The sequence below is a fragment of the Acinetobacter sp. Li1LvA2 genome (genome assembly GCF_056156705.1).
In genome coordinates, this window is the sequence record NZ_JBSICF010000008.1 from 116622 (window position 1) to 129381 (window position 12760).

The window sequence follows — 12760 nt, forward strand, 5'->3', positions numbered from 1 at the left end:
GTCATAAGCATAAAAAAGATAAAACAAAAAAATCTAAAAAGGATATTACGATGCAAACAGTACATGGAAACGGTTCAAATACTAAAAAGTCGTCACATCGATTAGCAGGCATCTCAAGCATGGTCGGCACCACCATTGAGTGGTATGACTTTTTTATTTACGGTGCGGCAGCAGCGCTGATTTTTAATAAATTATTTTTCCCAAATCTAGATGCACTTACTGGCGTGCTCGCTGCATTTGCCACCTATGCCGTTGGGTTTATTGGGAGACCATTAGGCGGCTTAGTCTTTGGTCACTTTGGTGACAAGATTGGCCGTAAATCGATGTTACTGCTGACCCTGATGCTCATGGGAATCCCAACAGTACTGATTGGCTTATTACCAACTTACGAGTCAATTGGTTATTGGGCTGCAATTTGTTTAGTTGTCTTGCGATTTATTCAAGGGATGGCAATGGGCGGTGAATGGGGCGGTGCTGTACTTATGGCTGTTGAACATGCACCCGAAGGTGGTAAGGGCTTTTGGGGAAGTTTACCTCAAGCTAGTACAGGTGGCGGTTTAATGCTAGCCTCAATCGCGTTGGGTCTGGTGTCGTTATTACCTGAACAAGCACTGTTTAGCTGGGGTTGGCGTTTACCATTTCTTGCCAGCATTATTTTGCTGGCAGTAGGTTGGTACATTCGAGTGAAAGTGCCTGAATCACCCGATTTTGAAAAAGTAAAACAGCAGTCCGAAGAAGTTAAAGTTCCTGCTTTACAGGTTTTTAAAAACCATCCAAAGCAACTCATCACCATTATTTTGGCCCGCGCTGCCGAGAATGCATGGTTTTATATTGCTTCAACTTTTACATTGGCTTATACCACTGCACAACTTGGGATCGCACGCCAAGACATTTTGTTTGCTACCATTTGCGGTGCAATAGTCATTCTATTTATGACACCGTTATGTGGGCATTTGTCAGATAAAGTGGGTCAACGCAATATGTTCATGTTTGGTTTATGTATATTGGCACTTTACTGCTATCCATTTTTCACCATGCTCAACACAAAAGATCCAGTATTAGTCTGGACAGCAATTGTTTTAGCAATTGGCGTGGTCTTTCCCATTATGTACGCACCACAAGCTCAGCTTTTTGCCCGTCAATTTCCGGCAGAAATTCGATATAGCGGAATCTCAATTTCGGTACAGTTGGCTGGGGTACTTGGGGGTGGTTTAGCACCGTTAATTGCGACCAAACTTTTAAGTGTTGGGCAGGGTAATCCTTACTTAATTATGATTTATATTGGATCTATGGCTATCGTTGCGATCATATCGACTTCATTTATGCCAAGTGATTGGCAGACTAAAACTGATGAGGCTTACCATAAGAAATCAGAATTAAATTTGAAAACCAAAATTACTGAGCAGTCTTAATATTAAGTTTGATTCTTCAAATAAAGGAAAGCCCTAATCTTTTGACTAGGGCTTTTGAAATTTAGCGAATGAAACGAGATTCGGGCTTAAGATCCTCATCTTTGCTATGTCACCAATATCTAAGACTTTGATTTAACAAACTACACTTCAATCAAGCATGCAAACATGGCATATCCATCGATAACCATTGGCGGTCCTGCACGATGGGCGCGAAAACCCGCGGCACGTAATAACCGCTCTACCCCAAGAGGTGAGGTCGTAATGAGTTGTTTTGCACCTTGTTTTCTTGCAAAGTTGATCGCTTCTTGCAGAATAGCAATAGAGACTGGGGATGACACTGCTTGATTAGCAGAGGTCGGTGGATTCGAGAAATCTACGGCTGAAAATCTTGATAATTCCCAAATTTCTGGTGAGCAAGGAATAGGCATTCCATTCATTAATTGAGGAAATATTTCACCCAGTAAATAGGGTTGAGTCGTGGGTAGTAGTCTGGCACAGCCAATAATATTGGATTCTCTATCTTGAGCGACGACGTAAGCTGTATCGATTTTATCAAATTGATCTAATTCTTCATTATTTGGACAGTTCAACTCCCAACCCAAATGTTCAACAAATACCTTGTAGCGGTAACTTTTAAATTTGGTATATAGGACTTCTGAAAAATTATTTTGGAATCCAGCAATAACATTCATTACAAGTGCTTCCACTTATTTTTCAGGCGACTTTACTCGACAGCTGAAAAGGTGGTAACTGTAAGAATTTACAGGTTTCTAAGAGAAATTTGGACTTAATTTAGTCTTTGTTTGCGTTGTATTGATTTGAGCATAAATGAACTGTTCCCAAAACAAAGAATCTATTTTTTTTTCGATTAATGTTTCAGTAACATCAAATCCAATATCTGTACCGGATAAATCAACAATCATGATATTGCTTCGAGGTAGCCCAATTCGTTTTAAGCTAGCAATTCCATTGTTCTCAATAAATTCCCAGTCCCATCCAGTACTTAAAGCTGGGCTCCGTGATGTTGCCCATTCAGTAAACCCACAATATAGAATTTGAGAGTCTTCAATTTGTGTAGTCTCAACAATAGATATGAGGTGTTGGAGGGGGTAATTCATAAGCTGGATTTCATTCATCCGAATAAAACCATCTGTTGAGATTGAAAAATCAGGGGGGATTATGACCATGCTACCTATTCAAGTGACTTGAATTACAGTTCTATAGATAAATAACATAAATTATTGCCAACAAAATACTGTTAAGTTTTACAGGTTAGCCCTAATGTGGTGATACACAACGTTAAGCTGTTCTTTAGAAAGTACTTCAGGCAGGAAGTTTTACTTACACAGAAATTGACCCATCTATAGCTTCAATATGAGAGTTGCTTGTTTCAAGGCCATCAATAGTTTAAGTTTTTCATATGTATTGTAGATAATATCTATTCTATTATTAAAATAATATTTTAGAAATCATTATCATGTTTATGCGTTTCATTAAATAATAAATAAAAATTTATACTTCTAGTATCACTAGTAGATGTTATTCTTTAGTTAAATTAATAGAAATATACAAATAAGAAGGAATAATAGGCTCTTTTTAAAAATAAAAAATACTCATTTTTGGAATAAAATGCATCCTGTAAATTTGAGGCTTTCAAGCATAATTCGCATGTACAATATAACAACCTTAAAAAGCTTTCTGAAACCAGTTTATCCGAAAAATTTACCACCCTCTCAGGCTCAAAAATGTTGTTAATTGGATTATGAATTCACTATATGCAACTAAATAAAAATGATTTATGCATGAGGTTTAATGAGAGTAAATGGAAAATTGGCAAGAAGATCTACTATCAGCATCCCTAATGGTAAAAAATCAATATCAGCTATTTGAGGTAGTCAAATCTACAGCTTCAAAGCTTGGATTTGATTATTGTGCTTATGGTATGCAGTCGCCATTATCTATTGCTGAACCAAAAACAATTATGTTGAATAATTATCCCGAAGCATGGCAGAAGCGTTATGTTAAACAGCAATATGTGAGGGTAGATCCAACCGTACAGCATTGTATGCTATCACTTCAACCTCTTGTCTGGTCGAGCCAATCTGCGAACACACAATCTCAAAAAGATTTTTGGGAGGAGGCACGTTCTTATGGTTTAAATGTCGGTTGGGCACAGTCAAGCCGTGATTTTATTGGTACAAGGGGAATGCTAACACTCGCAAGATCCACTGACCAATTATCAGAAAAAGAGCAGAAAGCTCAATATACTAATATGTTTTGGCTATCTCAGACAGTACATTCCAGTATTGCTAAAATTGTGAATGAAACAGAATTTGCTCAGTTTAATCTTTATTTAACGAATCGGGAAAAAGAGGTTCTACGTTGGACTGCGGAAGGAAAAACGTCAGCAGAGATTGCTCAGATTCTCGGTGTAACTGAAAGAACTGTAAATTTTCATCTCGGAAATTCAATGCAGAAACTTAATGTGAATAATAAAATTTCAGCAGCGATTAGAGCTGTAATGTTAGGGATTTTATAAAGTTAGATATATAGAAATATAATAATTAATTTTAATAAAATAAATTATTGTTAGATGTTTGTTTAAAATGGGGTTAATTGAGAATTGTTTAATTTAATAAAATTTTAATTGAAGTCGAATTTATATGGGTAATATTATTTATAAAAGTTTTTAAAATTGATTTGATGGGATTGTTTAATAATATTTTCACTTAATGATAAAATAAAGAATAAATGAAATTTATAGTTAAAAATATTTTATTAATATTGTTGTTTTAAAATTTGGTATTGGCATTTTATCGGTTCTTAGAAGATAAAATTTATTAATTTATAGAGTTGTATATTAGTCAAGGCGCTGTACATAACTTCATGCTATTCAAGTACACATTAAAGCAGATTTCTTTAGGAGCTTTATCCTTATAAATAAAGGCTGTGATGAGACCTTGCCTGAATCATTTATTGCCCTTAAGAAAAGCAAATAAACAGCACATTAGATTGTGAATACAAGATATCTAATCAAGAGATTCACAAAATAAGAATACGAACAGGCCATATAGTTAGCATGCTAAAAACCTTGAGAAACATTATTAAATATTAACGAAATAAGGGCAAAAATTGAGTTAGAGGTTTAATTTAATTGCCAGCCTTCACTATATTGAACTGAATAAAAATTAATTTATGAAAGATATCCAATTTCTTAATTCTTAATAAAAACAGGCCAACCTGTAAAACCTTACAGGTGTAATAAAAAACACTCGCACATAAAATATAATGTGAATTTATATTTTAAACAAAAAGTATATTCATTTTTTATTAAAAGCCCCAGCTAGAAGTGTCATTTCTGAATTAGCGAGTTTAAAGGGTGAATTATAATTAATCGGAGTAAGTTATGGCTGTAATGGGTACGGATAATATCCTTGCAACTTTGGAATCCCACGCAAATTCAAATGGAGCTAGGATTGCTTTCGAGTATTTAGGGCGCCAATCCGGTGGAATTCAATCTCTGACGTATGCAGAGCTGAACGAGCAAGTTCAACGTCAGGCCCAAATCTTAATGAATCTTGTAGATAGCGGTGATCGCGCCGTGTTGCTGTTTGAGCCAGGATTGGACTTTATCGTATCGTTCTTTGCCTGTTTAAAAGCTAAAATTATCGCAGTACCTGTCAGCTTGCCTTTTAACCGCAATGGTTTTTCTAATATTTTGAATATTATGAATGACTGTGAGCCAAAGATAGTACTCACAACCAAAAAGATTCTTGAGCTATCGGGTCTTATCACATTAAAAGCCCAAAACGAAAGTTTAATATTGCATGCTGTTGATGCCCAATTGCAGCGTGACTTAGTGGAAAAGGATTTTCCACATATTGCTGAAGACGATATCTGCTTCCTTCAATACACCTCAGGGTCAACTGGTTGGCCTAAAGGGGTAATCGTCACCCATAAAAACATCATGGCAAATGAAGTCATGATTGCTGAAGCTTTTGGTACACAAGCGGGTGATATCGGTCTTACATGGCTACCTGTTTATCATGACATGGGATTGATCGGCTCAGTTTTGCAGACCGTGTATGTAGGTCTGACCTGCTATGTAATGTCACCGCTGGATTTTATTCGTAAACCACTTAAGTGGCTGCAATTCATTAGCGAAAAAGGTGTCACGATTAGTGGCGGACCAAACTTTGCCTATGAATTGTGTCTGCATCGCATCTCGGATGAGGACGCAGCAACGCTTGATCTGAGCCGTGTGCGTGTGATGTTTAACGGTGCCGAGCCAATCAAAGCTCATGTTATGCAAAGCTTCATGGAGAAGTTCAATACTCAGTCGAAATTGAGAATGGATACTTTCTTGCCGTGCTATGGCTTGGCAGAAGTTACGCTCTTAGTCAGTGGTGTGACTGGTCCACTCAATGCTATTTCAATTGATCGTGAAAAGTTGAATGCCAATTTGGTGCAGACCAGTCAAGATCAGGCAGCCGTGCAAATAGTAAGCTGTGGCAAAATTTCCGCACATATTGATTGTCGTATTGTTAATCCACATACCCGCAAAGAGGTAGGGGCTGATGAAGTCGGTGAAATCTGGCTAGCAGGTGAGAGTGTCACTGCGGGTTACTGGCAGAAGCCAGAGGTCAATCAGGAAACCTTTGCTGCAACCATCCTCGATAAGGCAGATAAGCCTAGTCAAGTGCACTACTTGAGAACTGGTGATATGGGCTTTGTTAAAAACGGAGACCTGTATGTGACTGGTCGCCTTAAGGATGTGATCATCATCCGTGGCAAAAACTATTATCCACAAGATATCGAGTGTTCTGTTGAAACGGCACATCCTGCTGTCCGTAAAGGCTGTGTCGCAGCAGTGAATTTCGATAATTCTGACGGTGTCACGGTTGTGCTTGAGATCAAAAAGAAGTCGATAGACAAGACACTTAATTTTGAAACCATCAGAACTCAGGTTAAAGAACAAGTCGCGGCTGATATCGGTTTGCCTGTAGAAGGTGTTTATTTGCTGCATCAAGGTCGGATAAACAAGACCACTAGCGGAAAAATTAGAAGAAGAAAAATTAAAGAGCAGATCGAGCGCGGTCAACTAATCTGTTTAACCCATCCAAACCGTAGAACGGTGATGGCTCGAAACTATGTCAAAAATGGCTTAGACATCATCCGTGATCGTGAGCAGAGGGGGCAACTGATTCGTTATAGCTCCAATCTACTCAACTCAATGGTCAAGGAACGAGAAGTGCGCGAGCTTATTTTTAATCGATTGAAAAGTGCTTTGTTTTAATCCTTACCCTTTAATCATTTGAGCAAAAACTCATGTCACTTACATCTAATTTGCGGCAGTTTCAATCTGCTGCTCGTCTGGAGCAAATTTTAGGCTCCGTACATGATACTAACAACGATTTTTCTTGGTCCGCTGCCATTGAGCGTGATGAGAAGGAGCAATACCCTCAGCGTGCTGTTGATTTTCTGAATGCCGTCGGCATGAACCGTTTTTATGTACCTTCAGAGCTTGGAGGTCGTATGGAAATTGGTGAAGAGTTGCTATATCTGCATCGTGTGCTGGCACGACGTGATCTAACCATCAACTCGACCTATAGCACGAATGCTTGGTCTGTGATCGTATGGATCGGCGGTAATGCGAATCAATGCCAAAACATTGCTAGTCGAATTTTGAGTGGTGCTGCACCAGCGCTGGCTTATAGTGAAAAAGCGCACGGAGCTGACCTTTTATCTAGTGAAGTAACTGCACAAGCTACTGAAAGCAAGTACGTTTTGAATGGCGAAAAATGGTCAATCAATCGCGCTACTCTAGGTGACTCTTTAAGTCTGATTGCTAAAACGTCGGATGACCGTGGACCACGTAGCCTCAGTGCATTCTGGCTTGATAAGCGTCATATGGTTTCTAAAGGAACTTATAGCCTGAACCGTCTGCCAACAGTGGGTATGCGCGGATTAGATATCAGTGGTATTGGCTTTAACAATGCTGAAATTCACAAAGATGCTCTGATCGGTGAAGAAGGTCAGGGCTTAGAGCTTGGACTCAAGACGCTACAGGTGACGCGTGCATATTGCAGCAGCTTCTCTTTGGGTGCGGGCGATACGATGCTGCGCATCGCGACTGAGTTTGCTATTGAGCGTGAGTTATATAACAAAAAAGTAATAAGCATTCCGCTGGTGCGTGAGCAACTGGCTACAGCCTATGCCTATCTATTGGCTGCTGAGGTGTTGTCACTCGTTGGTGCGCGTGGGTTACATGTTTGTATCAATCAGTTCAGCACATGGTCACCGATCATTAAGGTACTGGTGCCTGAGTATGTAGAGTCACTCGCTAAGATCACTTCCTCAGTGCTTGGGTCACGTTTTTTCTTAAGAAATGCATATGCTGATGGAATGTACCAGAAAGCGTTCAGAGATCATCTGATTGTTAGTGTGTTTGACGGCAGTAGCACCGTCTGTCTAGACAGCCTGAGTTTTCAGCTCAAATCTGCCAATAAAGGCCGTAGCAAAAAAGTAAACCATCTCGACCAAGCCGAAGCTAAAGCACGCTATCACCAGTTATATGACTTACAGGTGAAGACGGATGCTATTGATTTTCGTGGGCTTGAGATTTTCAACCGCGATGGTGACTTGGTGATGGAGTCACTGGGAACGATCATCGGGATGCTTAACGATGCGGACGTTACAGAGGGACTGACTGCTGAGATTCTGTCCCCGCTACGTGAACGTGCTGATCAACTTCTTATCGAGCAGCACACGCTAGATCAAAAAATTCAGGATTATTTCTCAAATTCAGAAGCGGCTAAAGAGTTTGAAACATTACGTTTCAGCTTGGCCCGTGATTATGCCGAGTTATTTGCTCGCATTGCTGTGCTGGGTTTTTGGATATTTAACCGTCATGGTTTAAGACCTGCGTTGCAGGATGGCGCATGGCTGATCATTTTCCTAAATGCTGCTGAAGGGCAGGCATCCCCTCCAATGACATCACTACGTGAAAGCACATTGGCAGATCTGCTAGACCGAATTTCAACCAACCATATGTTATCTGTCATCGATTTTGCACTGGCACCACGTGATGCCAAACCGGTTAAAGAGGAGATTACCCCATGAATAAAGATAAAGCTTACTGGAGCGCAATCATTCGTACGCTAGTAGCCAAAGAAATGCGCGTAGAGCCTGAGACGATTAATCCAGATCAAAAATTTACCAGTTACGGTCTTGATTCGATCGTTGCTTTGTCTGTGTCTGGGGATTTAGAAGATCTGACGAAACTAGAGCTTGAACCGACACTACTATGGGATTACCCAACTATCAATGCGTTGGCTGAATATCTTGTTTCTGAGTTGCAACAGGGAGTTGCTTCGTGAATAACCTTGTACGACTAGAACCAGAAGTTCTGTCACGTCATGCGATTTCTGCAGAACAGCTCGGCATCTGGTATATCCAGCGCCTTGAGCCGACCTGCAGTGCCTACAATATGGTGGTGGCCTTTGATGTGAAGGTCAACCAACCATTAGGCAATAAGCCGATGGAGATTCTAGAAGCGGTAATGCATGATTATCCGCTGCTACGTGTGAGTATGCCTGCCAATGATCAGGGTATTGAGCAACTTATCTGGGATCGAATCTATCCTAATATCGTCTTCTCTGATGCTCGCCATGTCGATGCATCTGATTTGACACAATTGGTCGAGCAGGATACTAAACAGCCGTTTGATCTGACTCAGCCACCGCTGTGGCGTATTCATTGTTATGAACGTGGTGAAAATCACTATGTGATTGCAGTCGTGATTCATCATGCCCTCATGGATTTCTGGTCGATTGGTCTCTTACTGCGTGATGTCGGTAAACGTTTTGGACTAGTTACAGAGTCAGACGTAGTGAACGGAATCGAGTTCGCACAGTATGCTGATAAGCAGCAGAGTACTGCGATTGACGATGCTGATGAGAGTCTAATTTTCTGGAAAAAAGCGTTACAACATGCACCACATGTGCATAGCATTCCGCTTGATTATCCTCGTCCGGCTGTGCAGCAACACAAAGGTAGCTCACTGGTGTTCCGTGTGCCTGAGTCAGTGTCGTCTGGTCTTGTGAACTTAGCGAAAGATTATGAGATCACGCTGTTTGGACTCGTACTATCTGGCTTCTATATCCTGCTACACAAGCTATCAAATGAAAATGAACTCGTTATTGCTACACCCGTAGCTGGTCGACTTGAGCGCTCGTTGCGCAATGCGCTGGGGCAGTTTGTCAATACGATTGCTATTCACATGGACATTGATGCTGACCAGACTTTACGTCAATTTACACAGCAGGTGCAGGAACAATTAAGACAGAGCCTCAAGCATCAAAAAGTTGCCTTTTCCAGAGTAGTTGAAGCTGTTTCACCAAAGCGTGATGGCAGTATTAACCCATTAGCTCAGGTGGGAATGTTCTGGGAACGTCTAGGTGGCATGGATGAGTTTAAAGAACTACTCTTGCCAATCCAGACCCCAGCGACTTTGGTCGGCCAAGACCTGACCTTAGGTAGTTTTCCAGTTCGCCAGCAAGAAGGTCAATTAGATCTTACGCTGGAAATGGGCGGTGAATATCAAGGCGAACTAGTTGGTGTACTGAAATATAACTCCGAGTTATTTTCTGCACAGTCTGCTGAGAATATGATGCAACTGCTGCAATCTGTACTATCAGAGATGGTAGCTCACCCTGAACGTAAGATCGTTGAGTTAGATATTGCGCCTGATTATTTGGATGGCATCCAGTTCGACACCCTTCGTGGACAGGCGACTGATTATCCTCAACATGATCTACTGGCAATGATTCTAAAGCAGATTGATGAGCGTGGTGACAATCATGCTTTGACCTCGAAGGATCATGCGGTTAGCTATCGTGAGTTAGGTCAACATATCGCTGGTATTGCTGAGTATTTGCGTGCGCATGGCGTTACCCGTGGCGATCGTGTAGGTCTGATGTTAGATCGTACAGCTTTATTGCCAGCAGCAATCCTCGGGATCTGGGCGGCAGGAGCAGCTTATGTCCCGCTAGATCCTAATTTCCCAAGTGAACGTCTACATAACATCATCGAAGATGCTGAACCTAAAGTCATCTTAACTCAAACCGAGTTGATGGATGCTCTTAACGTTTCTGTGCCGCGTTTAGATATCAATCAAGCTGGCGTTGTGCAGCTAGAGAAAGTGCGCGAGACGCTGGCCTTTGGTGAAACCGCTTATGTGATGTACACCTCTGGCTCGACAGGTAAGCCTAAAGGCGTGCGTATTGGACATCCTTCAATCATCAATTTCTTGCTATCTATGAATGATAGGTTGCAAGTAACGACTGAGACTCAGTTGTTAGCAATCACCACTTATGCATTTGATATCTCGATTCTTGAGTTGCTCATTCCGCTGATGTACGGCGGTGTAGTACATGTTTGCCCACGTGAGGTATCACAAGACGGCAATCAATTGGTGGATTATCTAAATACTAAATCTATCAATGTTTTGCAGGCAACACCGGCTTCTTGGAAAATGCTCTTAGATAGCGAGTGGAGCGGCAATACAGGGTTGACTGCACTCTGTGGAGGCGAAGCACTAGATACTATTCTTGCAGAAAAACTGCTGGGTAAAGTCGGCTGTCTTTGGAATGTGTATGGACCAACCGAAACTACAGTGTGGTCTAGTGCAGCTCGTATCACCGATGCAAAGTGTATTGATTTAGGCGAACCACTAGCGAACACCCAGCTTTATGTTCTTGATGAACAGCAACGTTTAGTCCCACCGGGCGTCATGGGTGAGCTTTGGATTGGAGGTGATGGTCTAGCAGTTGATTACTGGCATCGACCTGAACTGACAGATGCTCAATTTAGAACTTTGCCATCTCTACCAAATGCTGGTCGACTCTATCGTACCGGAGATAAAGTTTGTCTGCGTACGGATGGAAGTTTGACTCATCATGGACGTCTAGATTTCCAAGTCAAGATTCGTGGATTCCGTATTGAACTAGGCGAAATCGAGAATGTTATCAAACAGATCGACGGTATCACCGATGCAGTTGTACTGGTTAAGAGTACAGCCAGCAACGATCAAAAACTGGTGGCTTATTTAACTGGACATGAGATTGACATTGCTAGTTTGAAAAAGACGATGCAAATCCATCTACCAGCTTACATGGTACCAAATACGTTTATGACGTTGGATGAATTTCCAATGACGGCCAACAATAAGTTGGATCGTAAAGCGTTTCCTGAGCCTGTGTTTGAACAAAGTAACGATTATGTTGCACCACGTGATCCGATTGAAATTGAACTGTGTACTACTTTTGAGCAGATTTTATCGGTTAAACGGGTTGGTATACATGATGACTTCTTTGACTTGGGTGGACATTCGTTACTTGCTGTGAAGCTTGTTAATCACCTCAAAAAAGCATTTGGCACCGAACTATCAGTTGCTTTGCTGGCCCAATATTCCACTGTAGAGAGTTTGGGTGAGATCATTCGTGAAAATAAAGAAATTAAGCCTTCCATTGTAATTGAACTACGCCGTGGAACTTACGAGCAACCACTGTGGTTGTTCCATCCAATTGGTGGTAGCACCTTCTGTTATATGGAGCTTTCGCGCCATCTCAATCCGAAACGTACCTTGCGTGCTATTCAGTCTCCTGGACTGATTGAGGCAGATGCTGCAGAAGTGGCAATCGAAGATATGGCAACGCTCTATATTGCTGAAATGCAAAAGATGCAGCCTGAGGGACCTTATTTCCTCGGTGGGTGGTGCTTTGGCGGTGCGATCGCATATGAGATCAGTCATCAGCTGCGTCAAATGGGGCAGCATGTCACAGGTATTGTCATGATCGATACCCGTGCTCCAATTCCAGAAAATGTGCCCGAAGATGCTGATGATGCGATGCTTTTGTCTTGGTTTGCCCGTGATTTGGCTGCGCCTTATGGCAAGAAGTTGACGATCCCAGCGCAATACTTGCGTGAATTGAGTCCAGATCACATGTTTGATCATGTGCTTAAAGAAGCCAAGGCCATTAATGTCCTGCCTCTAGATGCAGACCCATCAGATTTCCGACTTTACTTTGATACCTATTTGGCGAATGGCATCGCACTCCAGACTTATTTCCCAGAGCCTGAAGAGTTCCCGATCCTTTTTGTGAAGGCAAAAGATGAACCAGAAGATTTTGGGGAAAGCCTAGGTTGGGATCAATTGGTCAAAGACACCTTTAAACAGGTAGATCTTCCTGGTGATCATTCATCAATTATGTACGCTGAGAATGTCGTGGCTGTTGCCCAGACAATTGATCAGATGTATCCAATTCCCGCATAAGAAATACAAGAAG

At 41.4% G+C, this 12760-nt stretch carries 8 protein-coding genes; 6 read left to right on the forward strand and 2 right to left on the reverse strand.

Features of this window, described 5'->3' with window-relative positions:
- Positions 1 to 50: 50 nt before the first annotated feature.
- Positions 51 to 1412, forward strand: coding sequence for an MFS transporter (locus ACS604_RS15630; RefSeq protein ID WP_474772200.1), 1362 nt, complete (start codon positions 51 to 53; stop codon positions 1410 to 1412).
- Between the two features lie 140 nt (positions 1413 to 1552).
- On the opposite strand, the gene abaI is transcribed toward ACS604_RS15630, so the two are convergent.
- On the reverse strand, positions 1553 to 2119 hold the full coding sequence (gene abaI, locus ACS604_RS15635) for an acyl-homoserine-lactone synthase AbaI (RefSeq protein ID WP_080632436.1): 567 nt from the start codon (positions 2117 to 2119) through the stop codon (positions 1553 to 1555).
- 63 nt (positions 2120 to 2182) lie between these two features.
- The gene (locus ACS604_RS15640; protein ID WP_238612759.1) at positions 2183 to 2599 is read right to left on the reverse strand and encodes a DUF4902 domain-containing protein; all 417 of its coding nucleotides are present in this window, start codon (positions 2597 to 2599) and stop codon (positions 2183 to 2185) included.
- A 635-nt stretch (positions 2600 to 3234) separates the two neighbouring features.
- Between ACS604_RS15640 and abaR the strand changes: the two genes are divergently transcribed.
- The 5 genes from abaR (at position 3235) to ACS604_RS15665 (ending at position 12747) form a co-directional block, all read left to right on the forward strand.
- Positions 3235 to 3951, forward strand: a complete 717-nt coding sequence (gene abaR, locus ACS604_RS15645) for a LuxR family transcriptional regulator AbaR (protein ID WP_004795347.1) — start codon at positions 3235 to 3237, stop codon at positions 3949 to 3951.
- Between the two features lie 867 nt (positions 3952 to 4818).
- Positions 4819 to 6708 carry a fatty acyl-AMP ligase gene (locus tag ACS604_RS15650; protein ID WP_474772201.1) on the forward strand — a complete coding sequence of 630 codons (1890 nt, stop codon included), beginning with the start codon at positions 4819 to 4821 and terminating at the stop codon, positions 6706 to 6708.
- Positions 6709 to 6758: 50 nt separating this feature from the next.
- Positions 6759 to 8534, forward strand: a complete 1776-nt coding sequence (locus tag ACS604_RS15655; RefSeq protein WP_474772224.1) for an acyl-CoA dehydrogenase — start codon at positions 6759 to 6761, stop codon at positions 8532 to 8534.
- Positions 8531 to 8791 carry an acyl carrier protein gene (locus ACS604_RS15660; RefSeq protein ID WP_004795344.1) on the forward strand — a complete coding sequence of 87 codons (261 nt, stop codon included), beginning with the start codon at positions 8531 to 8533 and terminating at the stop codon, positions 8789 to 8791. Before ACS604_RS15655 ends, ACS604_RS15660 begins: the two co-directional genes overlap by 4 nt.
- Positions 8788 to 12747: a non-ribosomal peptide synthetase gene (locus ACS604_RS15665; protein WP_474772203.1), complete on the forward strand. Its 3960-nt coding sequence runs from the start codon at positions 8788 to 8790 to the stop codon at positions 12745 to 12747. The genes ACS604_RS15660 and ACS604_RS15665 overlap by 4 nt, the downstream gene beginning before the upstream one ends.
- Positions 12748 to 12760 lie beyond the last annotated feature (13 nt).

What these genes read in the sequence shown, in the direction of transcription:
- ACS604_RS15660 (WP_004795344.1), top strand. Translation starts at nt 8,531, where the DNA reads ATGAATAAAGATAAAGCTTACTGGAGCGCAATCATTCGTACGCTAGTA.
- ACS604_RS15630 (WP_474772200.1), top strand. Translation starts at nt 51, where the DNA reads ATGCAAACAGTACATGGAAACGGTTCAAATACTAAAAAGTCGTCACAT.
- ACS604_RS15650 (WP_474772201.1), top strand. Translation starts at nt 4,819, where the DNA reads ATGGCTGTAATGGGTACGGATAATATCCTTGCAACTTTGGAATCCCAC.
- ACS604_RS15640 (WP_238612759.1), bottom strand. Translation starts at nt 2,599, where the DNA reads ATGGTCATAATCCCCCCTGATTTTTCAATCTCAACAGATGGTTTTATT.
- abaR (WP_004795347.1), top strand. Translation starts at nt 3,235, where the DNA reads ATGGAAAATTGGCAAGAAGATCTACTATCAGCATCCCTAATGGTAAAA.